15 protein-coding genes are annotated in these 21,866 nt (G+C 55.2%); 3 read left to right on the plus strand and 12 right to left on the minus strand.

The window, feature by feature from the left end; translation table 11 throughout:
• Positions 1-5: 5 nt before the first annotated feature.
• A complete protein-coding gene (gene recJ / locus DKB62_RS02640; RefSeq protein WP_338036508.1) occupies positions 6-2,006 on the minus strand; it encodes a single-stranded-DNA-specific exonuclease RecJ in 2,001 nt (666 codons plus the stop codon).
• Between the two features lie 163 nt (positions 2,007-2,169).
• Positions 2,170-5,685 (minus strand): pyruvate:ferredoxin (flavodoxin) oxidoreductase, encoded by a 3,516-nt coding sequence (gene nifJ / locus DKB62_RS02645; protein ID WP_087478095.1) that lies wholly within the window; start codon positions 5,683-5,685, stop codon positions 2,170-2,172.
• A 457-nt stretch (positions 5,686-6,142) separates the two neighbouring features.
• Between nifJ and DKB62_RS02650 the strand changes: the two genes are divergently transcribed.
• Both DKB62_RS02650 and DKB62_RS02655 read left to right on the plus strand, forming a co-directional pair.
• Positions 6,143-7,054 carry a LysR family transcriptional regulator gene (locus DKB62_RS02650; protein WP_014016983.1) on the plus strand — a complete coding sequence of 304 codons (912 nt, stop codon included), beginning with the start codon at positions 6,143-6,145 and terminating at the stop codon, positions 7,052-7,054.
• Between the two features lie 27 nt (positions 7,055-7,081).
• Entirely contained in the window at positions 7,082-7,507 is a 426-nt protein-coding gene (locus tag DKB62_RS02655) for a hypothetical protein (protein ID WP_162860284.1), read from the plus strand.
• 56 nt (positions 7,508-7,563) lie between these two features.
• On the opposite strand, the gene DKB62_RS02660 is transcribed toward DKB62_RS02655, so the two are convergent.
• The 5 genes from DKB62_RS02660 to DKB62_RS02680 all read right to left on the minus strand — a co-directional run bounded on the left by DKB62_RS02660 (position 7,564) and on the right by DKB62_RS02680 (position 13,266).
• Positions 7,564-9,984, minus strand: coding sequence for an ATP-dependent Clp protease ATP-binding subunit (locus DKB62_RS02660; protein WP_107195696.1), 2,421 nt, complete (start codon positions 9,982-9,984; stop codon positions 7,564-7,566).
• Between the two features lie 15 nt (positions 9,985-9,999).
• Positions 10,000-11,085 (minus strand): ATP--guanido phosphotransferase, encoded by a 1,086-nt coding sequence (locus DKB62_RS02665; RefSeq protein ID WP_107195697.1) that lies wholly within the window; start codon positions 11,083-11,085, stop codon positions 10,000-10,002.
• Positions 11,086-11,088: 3 nt separating this feature from the next.
• Complete coding sequence (locus DKB62_RS02670; RefSeq protein ID WP_087478099.1) at positions 11,089-11,607, minus strand: UvrB/UvrC motif-containing protein; 519 nt, start codon at positions 11,605-11,607, stop codon at positions 11,089-11,091.
• A gap of 27 nt (positions 11,608-11,634) precedes the next feature.
• A complete protein-coding gene (locus tag DKB62_RS02675) occupies positions 11,635-12,090 on the minus strand; it encodes a CtsR family transcriptional regulator (protein WP_087478100.1) in 456 nt (151 codons plus the stop codon).
• A gap of 174 nt (positions 12,091-12,264) precedes the next feature.
• Positions 12,265-13,266: a VirK/YbjX family protein gene (locus tag DKB62_RS02680; RefSeq protein WP_107195698.1), complete on the minus strand. Its 1,002-nt coding sequence runs from the start codon at positions 13,264-13,266 to the stop codon at positions 12,265-12,267.
• A gap of 185 nt (positions 13,267-13,451) precedes the next feature.
• Between DKB62_RS02680 and DKB62_RS02685 the strand changes: the two genes are divergently transcribed.
• The gene (locus DKB62_RS02685; protein ID WP_107195699.1) at positions 13,452-14,924 is read left to right on the plus strand and encodes an HAD family hydrolase; all 1,473 of its coding nucleotides are present in this window, start codon (positions 13,452-13,454) and stop codon (positions 14,922-14,924) included.
• A gap of 134 nt (positions 14,925-15,058) precedes the next feature.
• On the opposite strand, the gene DKB62_RS02690 is transcribed toward DKB62_RS02685, so the two are convergent.
• From DKB62_RS02690 to uvrA, 5 genes are all read right to left on the minus strand, one after another.
• Positions 15,059-16,090: an alpha-hydroxy-acid oxidizing protein gene (locus DKB62_RS02690; RefSeq protein WP_107195700.1), complete on the minus strand. Its 1,032-nt coding sequence runs from the start codon at positions 16,088-16,090 to the stop codon at positions 15,059-15,061.
• 95 nt (positions 16,091-16,185) lie between these two features.
• Positions 16,186-16,347, minus strand: coding sequence for a rubredoxin (locus DKB62_RS02695; protein ID WP_087478104.1), 162 nt, complete (start codon positions 16,345-16,347; stop codon positions 16,186-16,188).
• A gap of 90 nt (positions 16,348-16,437) precedes the next feature.
• Positions 16,438-17,085 carry a DUF3298 and DUF4163 domain-containing protein gene (locus tag DKB62_RS02700; protein WP_107195701.1) on the minus strand — a complete coding sequence of 216 codons (648 nt, stop codon included), beginning with the start codon at positions 17,083-17,085 and terminating at the stop codon, positions 16,438-16,440.
• 79 nt (positions 17,086-17,164) lie between these two features.
• The gene (gene uvrC, locus DKB62_RS02705; protein WP_107195702.1) at positions 17,165-19,015 is read right to left on the minus strand and encodes an excinuclease ABC subunit UvrC; all 1,851 of its coding nucleotides are present in this window, start codon (positions 19,013-19,015) and stop codon (positions 17,165-17,167) included.
• Positions 19,002-21,863 (minus strand): excinuclease ABC subunit UvrA, encoded by a 2,862-nt coding sequence (gene uvrA, locus DKB62_RS02710; protein ID WP_107195703.1) that lies wholly within the window; start codon positions 21,861-21,863, stop codon positions 19,002-19,004. Before uvrA ends, uvrC begins: the two co-directional genes overlap by 14 nt.
• Between the last annotated feature and the right edge of the window lie 3 nt (positions 21,864-21,866).

A 21,866-nucleotide genomic window follows, 5' to 3' on the forward strand; every position in this document is an offset into this window, starting at 1 on the left:
CCCCCTTAGGTCTTACTGTATTTCTGATATGTCGGCGACATATGCAGGCACATTTTCCCGGAGAGGACGGGAAAGTAATAAGACGGGCCGTCTACGTCGCTTCGTATTTTTAAAACGCCTATTTCCTTCAGCACGAGGATGGCCGCGTAAATGGCATGGGCTTCATACCGGTCGCCTTCAGCCGCCAAGGCGCGCTGCTGCACCTGCCATACGGGCATCCCCCATTCGGGAATGCATTTTTTCAAGGCCAAATATATATCTATCATGACTGTCCGGTCTAAATGGACAGGAATATCGGGGCCGCGCAGGTCCTGCACGACGAGCTGCGGCGACGCCACGCCGTTGAACTCGTTGCGTTCCAGCTGAAAGGCCACGTCGATGCAGTCGCCTTCCATGATTTCGTTGCAGGCCTCCGCCATGGACCATCCCACGCCGGATATCCGCGTATGCTTGCCGCTGCGCAGGACCAGCCGCAGGTGCTTTTTATCCCTGCCGATAGGCCGGGCTTCGTCGACCGTACAGCCTTGCAGGGAAAAGACGGGGCGACTGTTGCCCATGCCGTAGGGCTCCAGCTGGCTCAGCTCGTCGACCAGAGACAGGGTAATATCATCGGGCCGCAGTTCTCCGTCCACAGCCAGCTGCGGGATATAATCTTCTTCCTTCATATGGGCCGCCGCATAGTCTATCAAGCGCCGGCGGAACTCCTCGATGCGGTCGGCCTGTATGGAAAATCCAGCCGCCATGGGATGGCCGCCGTATTGAATCAGCAGGTCGTCGGCATACTGCAGCGCTTCGTACATATTAAAGCCGGCAATGCTCCGGCACGAGCCCTTTCCGACGCCGTCGTGAACGCTGATGACCAGCGACGGCCGGTAATACTCTTCTACCAGCCGCGACGCCGCGATGCCGATAACGCCGGCATGCCAGTCCTGCCCGTAGGCGACGAGCACGCCGTCGTCCCTTCTCTTCTCCGCTTCAATCTGCTGTACCGCCTGACGGGCGATGTCGTGTTCTATATCCTGCCGTTCTTTATTCAGCTCGTTCAGCTCTTCGGCAATGCGCCCGGCTTTTTCTTGATCCGTTTCCAGCAAAAGGCGCACGCCCTTTTCGGCGTGGCTGATGCGGCCGGCGGCGTTGAGGCGCGGCGCCGCCGTAAAAGCGATGCGGCCGGCGCTGATCGAATCCGGCGTCAGGCCCGATACGGCCAGCAGCGCCTGAAGGCCCGTATTATAGCCTTCTTTCATCCGCTGCAGTCCGTCGCGAACGATGATGCGGTTTTCCCCCGTCAAGGGAACTAAATCGGCGATAGTCCCTAAGGCGGCGATTTCCGTATACCCGGCCAGGGCCTCGCCGCACAGGCGGAGCCACAAGGCCTGGCACAGCTTGTAAGCCACGCCGGCGCCGGCCAGCTCCTTAAACGGATAGGCGCAGCCTTCCTGCTTGGGATTCAGCACGGCGTAGGCCGGCGGTATGTCTGCCGGCGGCTCGTGGTGATCCGTCACGATGATATCCATGTCGCCGCGGAAGGAATCGACAATATCGTAGGAGGAAATACCGCAGTCCACCGTAATCAGCACATTCGTATGCTCGTCCTTCAAATGCTGTACGGCATCCCGGTTGAGGCCGTACCCTTCGCTCTGCCGTTCCGGTATATAAAAAGAGGGCTCGGCGCCCAAATCCGACAAGACCCAATACAGAAGCGACGTAGCCGTAATGCCGTCTACGTCATAATCTCCGTAAATGATAATCTTCTCTTTCCCTTCTATGGCCCGGCAGATGCGCTGCACCGCCTTTTCCATCCCTTTCATCAAAAAAGGGTCGCAGCTCTGTTCCAGCGAATCATAGAGAAAATGGCGCCCACATTCTGCCGAGGTGATACCTCTATGTACCAGAAGCTGCGCCAGTATAGGTGATATATGGAGTTGTTCAGACAATGAGCGCGCGCAGCCTTCATCTGCCGGAATGACGCGCCATCTTTTTTTCATGACATCACAACGCATTCTCATAAATAATCACTATCAATAATCATATCCTTATTCTACCACGTTATATTCTCAAAATAAAGACATTGATGAAAAAAACTGTTATTTTCATGAAAAAAAACTGCCGCACCATATGGTGCAGCAGTTTTCTTTATACGTACGCTATGCAGCGTTCAGACATTGCAGATTAAGCTTCAAAACCCTTCTGGAAACGTACATAGGTTTCGCGGCGGTTCTTAGCGTCGGCTTCTGTCTTCGCATACAATTCAGCAGCTTTTTCGGGGAGTGCCTTCTGGAGGGAAGCATAACGAACTTCGCCCTGGAGGAATTCCTGGAATTTGCTGTAATCCGGTTCTTTGGAGTCGAGGCTGAACGGATTCTTGCCTTCTTCTTTGAGAGCCGGGTTGTAGCGGAACAGATCCCAATAACCGCATTCGACAGCGAGTTTTTCTTCTGTCTGGCTCTTGCTCATGCCCTTGCGGATGCCGTGGTTGATGCAAGGAGCGTAGCAGATGACGAGGGACGGACCATGGTAAGCTTCAGCTTCTTTCAGAGCTTTGATGAGCTGGTTCTTGTCGGCGCCCATAGCTACCTGAGCTACGTATACATAGCCGTAGGAAATAGCCATCATGCCGAGGTCCTTCTTCTTCGTGCGTTTGCCAGCAGCAGCGAACTGTGCGATAGCAGCCGTCGGAGTAGCCTTGGAGGACTGGCCGCCCGTGTTGGAGTAAACTTCCGTATCGAGTACGAGGACGTTTACGTCGTTGTCGGAAGCGAGGACGTGGTCAACGCCGCCGTAACCGATATCATAGGACCAGCCGTCGCCGCCGATGATCCACTGAGAACGTTTTACGAAGAACTGTTTCTTGTCGAGGAAGTCTTCGAGAACCGGTTTGCCTGCAGCTTCAGCTTCGAGGAGAGCCGTCAGCTTGTCAGCGCGTTCACGGGAGCCTTCGCCTTCGTGTACGTTAGCAGCCCAGTCGCTCAAAGCAGCCTGGAGTTCTTCCGAAGCGACAGCTTTTGCTTCGTCGAGTTTAGCAACTAAGTCCATGCGGACTTTGTCAACGCCCATGAACATGCCGAGGCCGAATTCAGCAGCGTCTTCGAACAAGCTGTTAGCCCATGCAGGACCATGGCCGGCAGCGTTCGTCGTGTACGGAGCAACCGGAGCGGATGCACCCCAAATGGAGGAGCAGCCTGTAGCGTTGGCGATCATCATGCGGTCGCCGAAGAGCTGCGTAACGAGTTTGACATACGGTGTTTCACCGCAGCCTGCGCATGCGCCGGAGAATTCGAGGAGCGGCGTTTCGAACTGGGAGCCGATAACGCTGTATTTGTTCTGCGGGTTAGCTTTCGGAGCAACCTTTTCCGTGCCATAGTACCAGAAGTCCATCTTAGCACGTTCTTCGTCCGTGTTCGGAACCATGGTGAGGGCTTTAACCGGGCAGACGTTTACGCAGCTGCCGCATTCGAGGCAGTCGAGCTGGTCGACGATGATAGCAACGTCGTATTCTTTGCCGGATTTAGCTTTAGCAGCTACTTTGTAGCCAGCCGGAGCAGCAGCCGTTTCTTCTTTCGTCGTCAATACCGGACGAATCGTAGCGTGCGGGCAGACGAAGGAGCACTGCATGCAGCCGATACATTTTTCAGCATCCCAGGACGGAACATGGAGAGCCGGGCCTGCTTTTTCAAATTTGGACGTGCCGGAAGGCATCGTGCCGTCTTCACGGCCGATGAATGCCGATACAGCGAGGTCGTCGCCAACCTGGCCGAGCATCGGAGCTGCAACGTTCGTGAAGTATTCCGGAGCCGGACGGCTTTCTACTACTTCGTCGACAGCGTCAGCCCAGGAAGCCGGATAGTTGACTTCATGGAATTCGCTTACGCCGGCGTCAACAGCAGCCCAGTTCATGTCGACGACATTCTGGCCTTTCTTGCCGTAGCTCTTAACGATGGAGTCTTTCAGGTATTTAACAGCGTCTTCCAGAGGAATAACTTTTGCCAATGCGAAGAACGCAGCCTGCATTACCATGTTGATGCGGGTGCCGAGGCCAAGTTTCTGGCCGATAGCGTCGCCGTTCAACGTATAGAATTTAACGTGGTTCTTAGCGATGTCGCGTTTGATCTTAGCCGGCAGTTCTTTGTCCAGTTCTTCGTCGGTCCACGTGCAGTTCAGCATGAACGTGCCGCCGTCTTTAATGCCGCGGAGCAGGTCGAAGCGTTTTACATAGGACTGACGATGGCAAGCGATGTAGTCAGCTGCGTCGATGAGGTACGGCATGTCGATAGGCTTCGTGCCGAAACGCAGGTGAGAAATCGTTACGCCGCCGGATTTCTTGGAGTCATAAGCGAAGTATGCCTGAGCATACATATCCGTGTGGTCACCGATGATCTTGATAGCCGACTTGTTAGCGCCGACCGTGCCGTCAGAGCCGAAGCCCCAGAATTTGCAAGCCGTAAGGCCCGTCGTGTCAAGCGGCATCTTCGGTGCGCGCGGGAGGGACAGGTTCGTAACGTCGTCTTCGATGCTGAGAGTGAAACCGTTGAGCGGATGTTCTTTCTTGAGTTCCGTGAATACGGACAAGATGTCTTCCGGCAGAACGTCTTTGGAGCCCAAGCCGGCGCGGCCGCCGATAACGTCGATGTTGAGGCCTTCTTCTTTTACGAAGCCGACGATATCGAGGTACAGGGGTTCGCCGAGGGAGCCCGGTTCCTTCGTACGGTCGATAACGGCGATCTTCTTAACCGTCTTCGGCAATACGTTGAGGAGGTATTTATTGGAGAACGGACGATAGAGGTGAACGTTGATAGCGCCGACTTTTTCGCCCTGGCTCTGCAAGTATTCGACAGCCTGTTTAGCTACGTCGGACAAGGAGCCCATGGAAACTACGACATATTCAGCGTCTTCAGCGCCGTAGTAGTTGAACGGTTTGTAGGTGCGGCCCGTGATCTTGGAGATTTCATCCATGTAGCCAGCTACGATATCAGGCATAGCTTCGTAGTATTTGTTGCTGGCTTCTGTGTGCTGGAAGTAAACGTCCGGGTTTTCTGCAGTGCCGCGGATTTCCGGATGATCCGGGTTCAAAGCGCGTTTGCGGAAAGCTTTTACAGCGTCCCAGTCGATGAGGTTACGGAAGTTTTCGAAGTCCATAACTTCAACTTTTTGGATTTCGTGAGACGTACGGAAACCGTCGAAGAAGTTGATGAACGGCAAGGAACCTTTCAAAGCGGATAAGTGAGCTACGCCGCCGAGGTCCATAACTTCCTGTACGTTGGATTCAGCCAAGAGACAGCAGCCGGAAGCACGAGCGGACATAACGTCCTGGTGGTCGCCGAAAATGCTCAGGGCATGGTTAGCCAACGCACGAGCGGAAACGTGGAATACGCCCGGGAGAAGTTCGCCGGCAACTTTGTACATATTCGGGATCATCAGCAAGAAGCCCTGGGATGCCGTATATGTAGTCGTCAAAGCGCCTGCCTGCAAAGAACCGTGGAATGCGCCAGCTGCACCAGCTTCAGACTGCATTTCGAAAACTTTGACCGGATGACCAAAGAGGTTCTTCATGCCTGCTGCAGCCCAATCATCGACATGTTCGGCCATAGGCGAAGACGGCGTGATCGGATAAATTGCGGCAACTTCAGTAAATGCATAGGACACCCATGCAGCTGCTTCGTTGCCATCCATGGTTTTGAATTTGCTCATAGATAAAACACGCTCCTTATAAAAATATATACCTCAATATAGGTTTTCCTATATTGCAGACAAAGTTAAAAGACATTCCGAATTTACTCGCGCGTCCCTTGCGTTGCATGCATCACAGCTTCCAGTCTGTGATTCTATTCACAAGGCAGGCACACGCGTCCCGCTTCAAAAATAAAAACAGGAAGGTACGGATAATATTCAAAAAAGGTATTGATATTATTGCAAATTTGTAATACTATAATGATAGTATTACAGTTTTGCACACTCACGCCTTTTTTATGTATTTTCTGACCATCACATCCGAACGACTTTGTAACTTTTCCTTACGAGTTAATTATATGCCTAAGCAAATTGAAATTCAATAGGATTATGCCGGATTGCGATGCGATTTTGAACATTGGTTTGTGCCATTTTGTAAACGTATACTGTTTAGGTATTATTATAGGGAGGTGGCATTATGGATTTTCATCATCTCAAATATTTTGTAGAAGTCGCCGATAAAAAATCCTTCAGCAAAGCGGCCCGTACGCTGCATATTTCCCAATCTGCAATCAGCCGTACGATCAAGGCCCTGGAAGAAGAATTAGGCGTCGTCTTGTTTATGCGCAACGCCAAGGCCGTGGAATTAACCGACGCCGGCACGATATTCCTCTCCCACGCCAAGCGCGTCGTCTTCATGTTCGAGCATTTGAAGACCGACTTTGAAAACGAATTCAAGCTGGAGCAAGGGACGGTCCTCATCGGCCTGCCGCCTATTACGGGCGCGCCGATTTTCGCCAATCTCTTAGGGGCCTTTAAGCAGGAATACCCGCAGATTGAGCTCGACCTGTACGAGCACGGCTCGAAAAAGGTCGAAATCAGCGTGCAGGAAGGCCTCATCGACCTGGGCATCGTCTGTACCCAGCCGAAGGAAAAGGATTTCGAATCGTTCTTCCTGACCCAGGACCCGATGAACGTCATCATCCACCGGGACAACATCCTGAGCAAGGAAAAGACCATTCCCCTGAAAAAGCTGGCCAACGAATCGCTGGTATTATATCGCGACGACTTCAACCTGCACGACGAAATCATCCAGCACTGCAAGAAAATCGGCTTCCAGCCGAAAATCGTATTTGAAACGAGCCAGCGCGACCTCATGATTCAGACCGTCGTGGCCAACCTGGGCGTAGCGCTCCTGCCGAGCCGCCTCTGCCCGACGAAGGAAACGAATCCGCGCGTGTCCGAATCGGTCGTCGTCCGTCCGTTAGTAGAGCCGGAAATCATGCACGTATTGTACGTTATCTGGAAACGGGGACATTACCTCTCCCACGCAGCCCAGTTGTGGCTCGACTTCGTCCGCAACAAAGCCCGCGTCATTTCCAATTTATAACTCAGGCGCATTGCAGCGCGAAAGGTCGTGTTCTCCTTGTCCGTACGGGAAAAATTCATCCGCCGTGTCGTCTCCCTTTCTTCCCGCCGTTTAGGCGGCGATACTGATGCAGCCACGGAATTCGACTTACAGAAACGGTCGCTTCACCGGCGTTGGGACGATTTGTTAGGAACGGAAAAGTTTCTCGCCGGCGCGGCGGCAGTCCTTCTGCTGTTGGTTATCGTACAATTCGTCTGGATTGCCGTCCTGCAGTACAACCTTTATACGCTGACGGAACAGGCCCGTATCCAGCAGACGCGAATCGCCCAGCTGGAACAATCTGTAAAAAAACACAATAACTTGCTGTATTCTACAGAAATCACCATGCAGGATATTGAAAAAAAATGGCACGACCTGCATTTCCGCGTATTGCAGAATACGTGGAAATTAGATTCAAAAGCGGAAACTCCGTAAGACGCAAAGCCCCTTGCCGACATAGAACCGGCAAGGGGCTTCTTATATATAATGTATTATGTTGTCGTAAAGACGAGCTCCTTTTTATCGAGGCTGTCCACCTGAAGGACGTTGCCCTCCTTTAAGCTGCCGCCCAGCAGCATCTCGGCAATGGGATCTTCTACCAGCTTCTGGATAGCCCGCTTCAGCGGCCTTGCGCCGTAGGCAAAGTCGGTCCCTTCCTGTACCAGCACGTCGTCGGCTTCGGTCGTCCAGGTCATCTGCACGCCCTTTTCCTGAAGCCGTCTGCCCAGGTCTTCCAGCATGAGGGCCACGATGCGCCGCAGGTCCTCTGTTTCCAGTGGCTTGAAGACGAGCATTTCGTCGATGCGGTTGAGGAATTCCGGACGGAAAAACTTCTTCACGTCGTCGAGGATTTCCTTTTTAGCTATAGCGAAAGACGCCGCCTTGTCCTTGTCGGTTCCCGTCCCGGCTGCAAAGCCCATGACCGGCGCGCTCGGCTTCAAGTGGGACGCGCCGAGATTGCTGGTCATGATGATGACCGTATTGCGGAAATCGACTGTGCGGCCCTTGGAATCGGTCAACCGCCCCTCGTCGAGCACCTGCAGGAGCAGGTTGAAGAAATCGCCGCTGGCTTTTTCGACTTCGTCAAATAAGACGACGCTGTACGGCTTTTCCCGCACGGCGTCGGTCAGCTCGCCGCCTTCTTCATATCCAACATATCCCGGCGGCGCGCCGACGAGGCGGGATACGCTGTACCGTTCCATGAATTCGCTCATGTCGATGCGTATCATCGCGTCCTGGCTGCCGAAAAGCTGACGGGCCAGCGTGCGGGCCAGCTCCGTCTTCCCGACGCCGCTCGGCCCCAGAAATAAGAACGAGCCGATGGGACGATTGACGTCTTTCAGGCCGGCGCGGGCCCGCCGGATCGCCTTGGCCACCGCCGTCACCGCTTCGTCCTGGCTGATAACCCGCTTATGCAGCTCTTCTTCCAGATGGAGCAGACGACGGGCTTCCGTTTCCGTCAGCTGCTGTACGGGGACGCCGGTCCACTGCGAAACGACGTCGGCCACGTCTTCTTCCGTCACGATGAGCTTCGCATCGTCATGGCGCTTCTTTTCCTGCTTCAGCGCGGCGATTTCATCGGCAATCTTCTTGCCTTCGTCACGCAGCGACGCGCACCGTTCAAACTCTTCACTAGCCAGAGCCGCGTCCTTTTCCTGTCGAATCGCCGCCAGCCGCTGTTCCAGGGCCTGCACGTCCTGCGACGGCGCGTAGACCTTCATGCGCACGCGGGCCGCCGCTTCATCGACGACGTCGATGGCCTTGTCAGGCAGATAGCGGTCCGAAATGTACCGGGCCGACAATTTGACGGCAGCCCGGACTGCTTCGTCGGTAATGCGCGCCTTGTGAAAGGCTTCGTACCGATCCCGCAGGCCGAATACGATCTGTTCGGCCTCGCCTTCCGACGGCTCGCCGACGAGGACGGTCTGAAAGCGGCGGGCCAGGGCCGCGTCCTTTTCCAGATTTTTCTTGTATTCGTCGATCGTCGTCGCGCCAATGCACTGCAGCTCGCCCCGCGACAAGGCCGGCTTGAGGATATTGGCCGCATCCATCGAGCCCTCTACGGCTCCCGCGCCGATGAGCTGGTGAAGCTCGTCGATGAATAGGATCATGTCGTCGTCCTGCTGGACGGCTTCGATGACCTGCTTGATGCGGTCTTCAAATTCGCCGCGGTATTTCGTCCCGGCGACGAGGCTTCCCATGTCGAGGGAAAAGATACGCTTATGGGCCAGTACGTCGGGCACGTCGCCCGTTACGATGCGCTGGGCCAGCCCTTCGGCAATAGCCGTCTTTCCTACGCCGGGTTCGCCGATGAGGACGGGGTTGTTTTTCGTACGGCGGCACAAAATCTGGACGACCCGTTCGATTTCCCGGCTCCGACCGATGACCGGGTCGATCTTATCCTCCCGGGCCAGTTCGTTCAAATCGCGGCCAAATTCGGATAAGTCGATGGCCTGCCCTTCGGCTTCACCTCCGGCAGCGCCGTTATTCATGAGCTGGACGATTTTCTGCAGCAGCTCGTCTGGATTGACATCCATCTGCTCTAAAATCCGCCGGGCCATGCAGCCCTGTTCCTGCAGCACGCCGGCCAGCATGTGCTCCGTGCTGATATATTGCTGCCCCAGCTGGTTCGCCGTCCGCACGGCCAGCTCCATGGTCCGCTTCGTCCGCGGCGTGAGCCGCAGGGCCGACGTCGCTTTCTCGCCGACGCCGACGGCGTTTTGAATCGCCCGGGTAACGTGCTCCGACGTCAGCCCCTGCTGTGCCAAAAACTGTCCGGCCATGCTGTCCGTATGGAGCACCAGGCCTAGCAGTATATGTTCCGTCCCGACATAATCATGGCGAAACGATTTTGCCGATTCCTGAGCATAGCGCAGTACCTTCTTCGCGTCGCTCGTAAATCGATTATTCATGTGTCTCACTTCCTTTTATAGGGACTCCGGAAGAGACGCCGCTCCGTCGCCTGCCGATACCATGCGGCGGATGACGGCCGCCCGTTCTCGTTCCATCTCCGTGTCTCCGAGTTCCCGCCCGGCTTCGGCCTGCAAGTATGCCGGCGTAATAGCCGTCAGCAGTCCCTCGTACAGCTGAGCCGGCTTTGCAATGACGCCGGCGTCGATGCCGAAGCGCAGATCGCTCAACAGCGACAGCCCTTCCTGTTCGCTCATCAGCCAGGCCTGCGACAGCGTGCCGTAGGCCCGGCAGAATTTATCCTTCATCATGTCGCCGTCATGGGTCCACAAAATCTGACGGCAGTTTCGTTCTTCCTGCACGACCTGGGCGACGAGCTTGCGCAGCTGTCCTAAAATATCTTCTTCCGACACGCCCAGGGTAATCTGGTTGCTGATTTGGAATATGTTTCCAATATATTCGTCCCGTTCGCCGTACATGCCGCACACGGCGAAGCCGAATTTCGTAATCCCCTGGACGATACGGTTCAGCCTCTTCATCAAGACCAGCGCCGGTATGTGAACCGTGACGCCGGCAATAAGCCCTGTACCGGTAATCGACGGGCTGGACGTCAAATAGCCGAAGTCGTCGCGATAGGCAAAATTCAGCTTCTGTTCCAAGCAGTCGTCGATTTGAGACGCGTCGTCCCAGGCCTTGAGCAGGTCGAAACCGGCCGCCGCCGTCTGGATGCAGAAATGGTCCGTTTCGTTGACCATGACGGCCGCAGCGCCGTCGTCCCGCACGATAACCGCCCGGGAAACAGGCTTTGTAATATGGGCGGCTGAGACGAAATGCTTGGCTGCCATCAGCTCCCGCTGCAGAGGCGTCAGCTCGTCCAAATCGATAAAGGCATATCTCCCCCGTCCCATAGCGCTTAAAAGAGGCGTCATGCGCCGCCCTTCGGCAAAGACAGCCGCCAATTCGGTGTCGGACGCCCGCTGGGGAAAGACGTAGTTCTTTAAATTCCGGGACAGGCGGATGCGGCTGTCGACGACGACGTCGCCATAATCGCCAATCTGTTCCTGCCAGGGACTGAGGGGCTTGCGTAGAAATTCATACGGCATCGGTCAGCCCTCCCTTCCGCCAGCGTCAGGCTGCATTCTCTGCAGGGCCCGTATTTCGTCACGGACCTTCGCCGCTTCTTCGTACCGCTCTTCCTGCACCAGCTTCTGCAGATGCTGGCGGAGGCGCTTGATATGCGTCATCGTGCGGAAGACGCCCGTGCCGCGGTTAGGCACCTTGCCGTCGTGTTTCGTATGGCCGTGAATGCGGCGCAGCAGCGGCGGCAGCTCTTCCTTAAACGCTTCGTAGCAATCAGGGCAGCCAAAGAGCCCCGACCGGTTAAACTCGCCGTACGTCATGCCGCAGCTGGCGCAGCGCGGCTCTTCTTCCGACTGCCCTGTATAATCGGGATAGGCCATCTTGCGGAAAAAATCATTATTGATAATATTTAAGTCCTGAAACAGAGCTAACTTGCTATGTGTCTTTGCACACGCCGCGCACAAATGCAGATCTGTGCGCCGCCCATTTTCGAAGGACGCAATATGGACGACAGCCTCTCTCTTTTTGCAAATATCGCACAGCATCGGTATCACCCTCCTTCCGAAAATGGGCTAATGGGTATTCAGATGACGGAGGATCCGGCTGATGACGGCCAGCCGCTTCGCCTCGTCGTCGATTTCCTTGTACAATGCGTCAAAGGTCTGATGCATGAGAATAGCTTCTCGGTTTGTCATGCGGTGCTGCTTGATAAGCTGGAATAAAAACCCGTCCAAATCGTCCAGGGTAATGCTCACCGCCGGCAGCCGTTCTTCCAGCAGCACAGGCGTGCGGTCCTGTTGTTTCGGACGCAGGCGGACGATGCGGACAAAGCCGCCCGAACCGCGCCGCGATTCGACCAAAAATCCCTTGTCGTTGGAAAAGCGGGTGCTCAGGACGTAGCTGATCTGCGACGGCGCGCAGTTGAGCTCGTCGGCCAATTCATTGCGGCGCAGCACGATGTTTTCTTCCTCTTCTTCCAGCAGTTTATGTAAAATAAATTGTTCAATTTTGTCAGCTAATATACTCATCATAATCACCTGCTCTATTGGTTATCATACAAAAAGACGCCTATTAGTTCATCTTTTTGACTTTATTATATTCGTCTTTTTGACTTTTTGCAAGCAGCTACGGCCTGTTATGACAAAAAAATACTGCAAGCCCTCTGCCGCTGCGCAGACGACTTGCAGTATATCTACATATTATTATTCTTTCGGCGCTTCGATAGGGTCATAATCAGCCGGCTTGTCGACGATAGCCGCCTCGTCCACGGCAGACGGGACGGGCGCGAACCCTTCGCTGAACAGGCCGCGGATCGCCTCGATATAGGCCGGTACGATTGTATCCATGAGCAGATACCGCTTCCGAAACAGATTGCGCTTCTGTGACTTGATTTCATCGTACTTGCGCCGCTTTTCTTCGATAGGCAGGCGAATATACCACTGTTCCTTCCCGTCGGCTACAGCCCCTTCATCGTTCCAGAAGTCGTCGAAATTCGTCTTCTTCGAACGGTTGCCCCGCAGCAGGTGGCTGTTCGTATAAAATCCCTCGTCGGTAATGGCATACATATCGCGGATGCCCAAGGTCTGGACGAAGATGCGCATAAGATACAGGATAAAATTCTTCGGCCGGTAGCCGAAGAGCTTTTTCGTCAGCGCCTTCGTCGTTTCCAGGCCGTGCTTTGAGCCCTGAATCGTGCCGATGTACATAGACGGAGCGCCGTCGGCATTGTAATCAAAGCGGAAGTTAAAATGGTAAATCATTTCGCCTTCATGATATAAGTATAACGACAAAAATCCTTCCTTCCGCTGCCCCGTATCGAAAATCAGGCGGGCCTCCAGCGGCAGCGACTCGTCAGGCGATTTCCACAGCGTATAGCCCTTGCCCCAATACAGCTCATGAATGACTTCGTCGGAAAACATAGTCCGCAAAATCGTAAAATGATGAAGCAGCGCGTCCAGGCGCTGGCGCATCGTCGAATTCTTAAACAGGAACACGCGGGTCATGACTTCCTGAAAATCCGGGTCCTGCCTGTCGAAAAAGCCCTTCATCGGCTCGTAGGCGTCAAAAAAAGAATATAATTCCTCAAATAAAGAGCGGTTCGTCACGGCGCGGGCAAAAAAAACGACGGCCCGCTTATTTTCCTGAAAATTGCGCGGACCGTAAATGGTACGGGACAATCGCCAGAAATAGGATATGCTATGCATGAAACAGCCCCCTTTAGGCAAAAATACATCGATGATAACCGTAGCAATAAATTATATTATACGTTTTTTTATTTTATACTGTCAACGTCTCTTTTTACCTGTTTTTTACCTGCCTTTGACGGTGAGTTTATACATTCTTTATATAGTAAATATATCATGATTAGTCAGAAGGGAGTATTCCGTTTATGAAGTATCCGACAAAAAAACGCATGCAGAAATACGCCGCCAGCGTAGTCTGCGCCTTATCGATCCTCACGGCCGTACAAGCGGCCCCCGTATGGGCCGCACCGGTCCATACTGCCGCCGTCAGCCAGAGCGCAGCGCAGCAGCACGTCCAGAGCGCCAACTGGGAACCGACCGTGAAGGCTTCCTTAAATCAGTTCATGGACATGTACGGCAGCCGTTCTGCTTCGTACGACGCAGCCAACCGCCCCTACGCCGTCTTTGATTTCGACAACACGACGTCTATCCTGGACGTAGAAGAGCAGCTCATGGTCTGGCAGCTCGACCGCCTGGCCTTTGCCATTGAACCGGACCAGATGGAAGCCGTCCTGCGCACGGGCATTCCTGCCGATAAGCTGACCTTGACGTACGGCGCCGACGACGGCGACGGCCGCCCCGTCTCGATTGAAGCAGCCATTAAAGACGCCGCAGCAGCTTATAAACAATTGTACGCCAAGGGATTGATTACCAAAACGGGCAAGGAACAGCCTGCCGAAGTACGGGTCAGCCCGGAATATAAAGAGTTCACTGCCAAGATGCGCTGGCTCTACGACGCTATCGGCGATACGATGGACGCTTCCGTTTCCTATCCCTGGGTCACGTACTGGTACACGGGCATGACGCCTGACGAAGTATACAATTTGGCCTATGAAAGCCACAGCTTCTATGGTAATCCCGATAAAGGCCAGACGTGGAGCAAAGGCAAATATGTCAGCCCCGTCGATTACAAGAGCGAAGCCGGCAATGTATCCGTATCGTACAAACTCGGCATCACCGTCTCTCCGGAAATGAAGGAGCTGTACAAGACCTTAAACGACAACGGCATCGACACCTGGATTGACACGGCCTCGCCCGTTGACGTCGTACGCGCCGCCGTCGATTACTTCCAGGTTCCCGGCGTCGACGGCATCGTCGGCATGACCAACAAAAAAGACACCCAGGGCCGGTATATCAACTCGTACGACTACGAGCTTCATGCCCAGACCCAGGGTGTCGGCAAATCCCTGACCATCGACAAGGTCATCGCGCCGAAGTACAACGGCCAGGGCCCTGTTTTCGCCGCCATGGATTCTCAGGGCGACTTCAATTTCTGCACGGAATATAAAAACACCAAGGCCGTCTTAATCCTGAACCGCGAACGTTCTGACGATGCCGGCTTATGCGCCGCCGTCGCCGCATGGCAGAAAAAACACGGCGTTACCTTGGCCGAAGCCAATAAAAACGGCGACACGCTGTTCCTCCTGCAGGGCCGCAACGAAAACGCCGGCGTCCTGTGGGCAACCGATCAGACCCGGCTTCTCGGCAAAAAAGACAACGCCTACTTATCTGATAAAGCCTTAGACGTAATCAGCCAGTTAGACGCCGGCAAAACGGTAAAACAAGCCCTGGAAGACAACACGAAGCAGAAAGATTACCAAGGCTACAAAACGCGTTAAGCAGCTATATGCCGTCATATAGTTACTTATATACTTCACAATGTATTTCCCAGTCCTTCCCAGCAAGTCCGAGGAAAAAACAAGCCGGAGCGCAGCGCCCGGCTTGTTTTTTTTGCGTCTGAAAGACGACGCGGTTATTTTAATTTTTTGAGGATGCGGGGATTGACGCAGCGGATATCCCGCACGCCCGTAATCATCATGGCGTCGCACAATTCGCGCTTAAACGTATCCAGCATCAGCTTGACGCCTTCCGCGCCGCCGCCGATGGCCGCAACGGCTGCCGGACGGCCGACGAGGACGGCGTCGGCGCCCAAGGCAATGAGCTTCAATACGTCTTCGCCGTGACGGACGCCGCCGTCGGCAAAGATCGTAATCCGTCCCTTGACGGCTTCGGCGATTTCCGGCAGTACGTCAGCCGTGCCGACCATGCCGTCCAGCACGCGGCCGCCGTGGTTGCTGACGACGATGCCCTTAGCTCCCGCTTCCGCGCAGGCCAACGCTTCTTCCGCCGACATGACGCCCTTTACGATAAAGGGAATCTGAATGGACGCCGCTACCTTCGCAATGCTTTCAGCGCTCTTCGGGCCGACAGGCTGGCCGAAAATGCGCATATTGATCAACGTCGCCGCGTCGATATCGCAGGCCACGGCCGGAGCGCCTGACTGTTCCGCCAATACGGCCTTTTCGATGATCTTATCGTCTTCCCGCGGCTTAATCGTCGGGACGACGCAGCCCGGACGCTTTTTACAGGACGCGATGCCCGAAGAGTACATGTACGGCGCGCCGCTGTCACCGGTGAAGGCCCACGTGCCGGCTTCCATCGCCCCCTGCGTAACGGCTTCGTCGTATTTGATTTCTTCCTCTTCCGGGTCGCCGTCGACCTGAGCGTTCAGGACGATGCCGCCTACCGGCGCGATGAGTATAGGCAGGCTCAGGGTCTTGCCAAAAATTTCAACGGCCGTCGACGGTTCTTCTACGCCCGACATGCTGCGCATGATCAAGCCGTACTCCTGCAGCGATTCCAAGTTGCGCGCAAAGGAACGGCCCGTCCGCAGTCCGCCGAAGCCGGGAATCATGCCGACACAGGCTTTGCCGTTGCACTCCGGACAGACGCGGCAGCCTTTCATCCGTTTTTTAGTCTGTTCGCGAATTTCCTTCATATCCATTGCAATATTCCTCCTTTAACAAAAAAAGCTTACTATCATGAGTATACCACATGATAGTAAGCTTTTACTAACAACTTACGCTAATTCTTTTGGAATTAGTCCATTTTTACGAAAGCGTCTTTACCAGCGCCGCAAGTCGGGCATGCCCAGTCTTCCGGCAAATCGGCAAATTTCGTGCCGGCTGCTACGTTGTTTTCAGCGTCGCCTTCAGCTTCGTCGTAAATGTAACCGCAAATGGTGCATTCGTATTTATCCATTGAAAAAACCTCCCTAAAAAGAAACATTAATAAATATCGATTATTGATAATCCTTAACTATCATACCATACAGGACAATATTTTGCAACCTTATTTTGCCTTTTTACCCATGCTGATATCGACGATACCCGTCGAGTACGGCGCGATTTCATACTGCCCGAAAATGAAGTGGATGACCTTGTTTTCGTCGAGGTAATAATTCTTCGGCAGCTCCGTCAGGCCTTCAAAATACGTGGACAGCTGGTACTTGCTCAGGAAAATCTTGGCGTTGATGCGGTCCAGCGTAAAGAATTCCGCGTCTTCCGGCCGTACCAAATCCTGCCAGTCCAGCCGTTCGCCCGTTTCCAAATCGAAGGTCACGCCGTGCTTCCAGCTCGTCGGATGGGCGGCCTTGTCAAAATAGATATAGCCCTGGTCGATGAAGGACAGATACTTGCCGTCGTTGAGCGTCACGACGTACGACTTTTCTTCGGTCATCTTCATGCCTTCCATGCTTTCTTTATCAAAAAACGCCTTGGCCTTGGCCTGTTCTTCTATGAAGTATTGCGCGATTTTCTGGCTGGCTGCGGCATTGCCGGCGACGGAAACAGCCGGATACTGTATCGTCAGCGTGCTGCCGTTCGGTTTCGTGTATACGGCCTTCTGCGCGTCCTGCACCGTCGCCGGAGCCGCGGCGAAGGATAACGAACCGACCAGCAAGGCGGCGCACAACGCGGCCGCTAATTTTTCTTTCATCATACCTACCTCCTGCGTACTGTGTATGCTTTATTATACCATAGTTCAAAAAGCAAATGCCATTGTATTTCAGGGATAATCCTTAAACATTCTGTAAATCCGCCTTGTTTTCCACGATTTTCCTCTTTTCATCCGTTCCCAGGCGGAAAAAATAATAGACGTTTTCCGCCGTCTGCCGGGTCATGCCCGGCACGGCGGCCAGCTCTTCTACCGTAGCCGCCTTCATGGCTTCCAGATTTTTAAAGGCGCCCCACAAGGCCTTGCGCCGCTTCGGTCCGATGCCCTCGATGTGATCCAGGATAGACACGAGATTGCGCTTGCCCCGCAGGCTGCGGTGATACGTAATGGCAAAGCGGTGGGCCTCGTCGCGGATAGCCTGGAGCAGCTGCAGCTCCGGCGTGTGATGGCTCAGGATAATGGAATCGCTCCGCCCTTCGACAAATACTTCTTCTATCCGCTTGGCCAGGCTGATAACCGGCGCTTCGCATCCCGCCTCGCGGATGATGGGCAGGGCGGCGTGCAGCTGCCCCTTGCCGCCGTCGATGACGATGAGGTCCGGCGCAGGCCAGTCCCGTTCACCGTAGCGGCGGCCCATGATTTCCGCCATGGATTTGAAATCGTCAGGCTTCCCCTGCACGGTTTTCAGCTTAAACCGCCGGTACTCCTGCTTCGCCGGCCGGCCGTGCTCAAAGACGACCATCGACGCGACCGTTTCAATCCCCTGCGTATGGGATATGTCGAAGCATTCCATGCGTTCCGGCAGGCGCGGCAGGTCGAGGACGCGGGCCAGGGCTTCGACGGCTCCGCTGGTCTTGTCCGTATCGTGCTGCCACTGGAGGCGGCGCTGCTCGAGGAGAACGCGGGCGTTGTCCTCCGCCATAGTCAGCAGCTTCTTCTTAATGCCCCGCAGCGGGACGACTAAGGCCACGTTCTGCCCCTTCCGCTGCGTCAGCCGCCGTTCGTAATCCTCTTTATCTTCTACGGCAGAAACGACGATTTCCTTAGGCACGAACACGCCGTCGACGTAATACTGATCCAATACGGCCGACGTCAGGGCGGCCGCCGTTTCGTCGGCGCTGTTTTCCAGGCTGAAGGTCTCCCGCCCCATGAGGCGGCCCTGGCGAATGGTGTAAATCTGAACGCAGGTCTGCCCTGCGTCGCCGGCAAAGCCGAGAACGTCCATATCGCCGCCGCCGACAGTCGTAATGTTCTGCTGCTCCTGAATCACCCTGACGGCAGTTATCTGATCGCGGTACATAGCGGCCTTTTCGAACTCCATCTCTTCCGCCGCCGCTTCCATCTGCTCCTGCAGCCTTCGCACGATGCCCGCATCGCGTCCTTCCAGTATGCCGACGGCCTGTTCTACGAGTTTGCCGTATTCACCCTTTGTAATGTAATGGACGCATGGCGCGTCGCAGTGATGCAGATGGTACTGCAGGCAGGGCCGGTCGGCCTGCATCGTCCGGCAGGAACGGATGCGAAAGGCCCGCTGGATGAGCTTCAGCACGCGATGAACGGCGCCGGCGTCGGCAAAGGGGCCGAAATAGCGGGCGCCGTCTCGATGGACGCGGCGGGTCATAAAGACACGCGGATAGTCTTCCTGCACCGTCACCTTGATATACGGGTAGGTCTTATCGTCGCGCAGCATGATATTGTAGCGCGGGCGATGCTTTTTAATGAGCGTGTTTTCCAGTATGAGCGCTTCCATCTCATTGGCTACGACGATAGTTTCCACATCGGCGGCGTGGCTCATCATCGCCGTCACCTTCGGCGCGCGCTTGGCGTCGTGCCGGACGTAGCTGCGCACGCGGTTGCGCAGATTCACGGCCTTGCCGACGTAAATGATCTGTCCCCTGTCGTTTTTCCACAAGTATACGCCGGGCTGGGTCGTCAAATTTCGTACCTTATCGAGTACGGCTTCACTCAAGGCCATGGCAGTTCCCCTTCATCAAGTCCTTCGTCCGTTCCAATACGGGCTTCAGGAATCTTCCCGTATAGGACTGCGGCACCTGGCAGATATCCTCCGGCGTCCCCGTCGCTACGACTGTGCCGCCGCCGTCGCCGCCTTCAGGGCCTAAATCGACGAGATAATCCGCCGCCTTGACGACGTCGAGGTTGTGCTCGATGACTACAACCGTATCGCCGCCGTCGACGAGCATCTGCAGTACGTCCATGAGCTTATGAATATCGGCGGCATGGAGGCCCGTCGTCGGTTCGTCGAGGATGTACAGCGTCCGGCCTGTACTGCGCTTGGACAGCTCCGTCGCCAGCTTGACGCGCTGCGCTTCGCCGCCCGATAAGGTCGTCGCCGGCTGGCCGAGGCGGATATAGCCCAGCCCCACGTCCTGCAGGGTCCGCAGCTTATTGAGGATGCGGGGAATATTTTCAAAGAAATCACAGGCGTCGTCGACAGTCATGTTGAGGACGTCCGATATGGTCTTCCCCTTGTATTTAACTTCCAGCGTCTCCCTGTTGTAGCGCGCGCCGTGGCATACCTCGCAGGGCACGTATACGTCGGGAAGGAAGTTCATTTCGATGCGGATGATGCCGTCGCCGCGGCAGGCCTCACAGCGGCCGCCCTTGATGTTGAAGCTGAACCGCCCGGCCTTGTAGCCTCTCACCTTTGCTTCCGGCGTCTGGCTGTACAGCTGGCGGATGAAATCGAAGACGCCTGTATACGTCGCCGGATTGGAACGGGGCGTACGGCCAATAGGCGATTGGTCGATGTTGATGATCTTATCGATATATTCCGTTCCCCTGATTTCCCTGAACTTGCCGGGACGATGGGGCGTGCCGTATACGGCCTCAGCCAATCCCTTATACAGGATTTCGTTGACCAGCGTCGACTTGCCCGACCCCGATACGCCCGTCACGACGGTCAGGGTGCCGATGGGAATCGATACGTCGATGTCCTTCAAGTTGTGCTCTGCCGCGCCGATGACTTCGATATACGTCCCGTTGCCCTGGCGCCGCTGCTCCGGAATAGGGATATATTTCGCCCCCTTTAAATACTGTCCCGTCAGGGACTGCTCGCAGGCCATAATATCCTCTGCCGTCCCCTGGGCCACGATTTCACCGCCGTGCTCTCCCGCCGCCGGGCCGATGTCCAGTATATAATCGGCGGCCCGCATCGTATCCTCGTCATGCTCGACGACGATGAGCGTATTGCCCAAGTCGCGGAGGTGCTTCAAGGCTTGAAGCAGCTTGTCGTTGTCCCGCTGATGAAGGCCGATAGACGGCTCGTCGAGGATGTATAAAACTCCGACCAGACCGGAGCCGATCTGCGTCGCCAGGCGGATGCGCTGCGCTTCGCCGCCCGACAAGGTCCCGGCCGTACGGGATAAGGTCAGGTATTCCAGGCCTACGGTCTGGAGAAATTCCAGACGGGCCCGGATTTCCTTAAAAATCTGCCGGCCGATCATCTGCTGCTTTTCCGTCAGCTCCAAGCCATCAAAAAATCGAATCATGTCACCGACAGTCAAATCGGTCAGCTCGGAAATATTGAGGCCGCCGATTTTAATAGCCAGCGCTTCATGGCGCAGGCGAGTGCCGCCGCACGTCGTGCAGGGCTTAACCGACATAAACTGCTCGAACTGGTCGCGCATCATGTCGGACGACGCCTCCTTATAGCGGCGGCGCACCATGGGAATGACGCCTTCAAAGGCCGTGGCGTACTGCTTCACTTCGCCGCGCAGGTTTTCATACTCAAAGACGCACGTGTCGTCAGAGCCCCACATCAGCTTTTCCTGCAGCTCGCCGGGCAGCTCGTCATAGCTGCTGTCCAGCGTAAAGCCATAGGGCTTGAGCAAGCCGCCGAGCTGGCGCATAAACCACGAATCGGGGTTGCTGCTCAGAGCTGCAATAGCGCCGTCGGCAAAGGATTTCGTTTTATCAGGCAGCACTAAATGAGGATCGACTTCCATGGTGCTGCCGATGCCGGAGCAGGCCGGGCAGGCGCCGAAGGGGCTGTTGAAGGAAAAAAGATGGGGCTCGATTTCCGGCAGGCTCACATGGCAGTCGGGGCAGGCGAAATGCTGGCTGAAGGTCAGCACCTCGTCCGTACTCATGCGCAGGATATGGACGATGCCGCCGGCCAGCTTGGCCGCCGTTTCCAGCGAATCGGTCAGGCGGGTCAAAATGCTGTCCTTAATGACCAGCCGGTCGATGACCACGTCGATGGTGTGCTTTTTATTCTTATCCAGGGGAATATCGTCGGACAGGAGATATACCTCGCCGTCGACGCGGACGCGGACATAACCGTCCCGCACCAGGCCGGCCAGCACCTTCTGATGGGTTCCCTTACGGCCGTCGACGACAGGGGCCATGACCATGACCTTTTCCCCCGCGCCGAGAGCCATGACAGAGTCGGCCATCTGCTCAATCGTCTGCTGACGGATAGGCTTTCCGCACTTCGGGCAGTAGGCGTCGCCCACGCGGGCGTAAAGCAGGCGCAGGTAATCGTAGATTTCCGTGACCGTGCCTACGGTCGAGCGGGGATTGCGGCTCGTCGTCTTCTGGTCGATGGAAATAGCCGGCGACAAGCCTTCGATATAATCGACGTCGGGCTTGTCCATTTGCCCTAAAAATTGACGGGCGTAAGCCGACAAGGATTCGACATAACGCCGCTGGCCTTCGGCGTAAATCGTGTCGAAGGCCAGAGACGATTTCCCCGAGCCGGACAAGCCCGTAAAGACGACGAGCTTATCGCGGGGAATTTTTACATCTATATTTTTCAAATTGTGCTGTCTCGCACCTTTGATACTGATATATGGTTCCTGCATAGG

It is taken from the genome of Megasphaera stantonii, from assembly GCF_003367905.1.
In the GTDB taxonomy this organism is placed as follows: Bacteria; Bacillota; Negativicutes; order Veillonellales; family Megasphaeraceae; genus Megasphaera; species Megasphaera stantonii.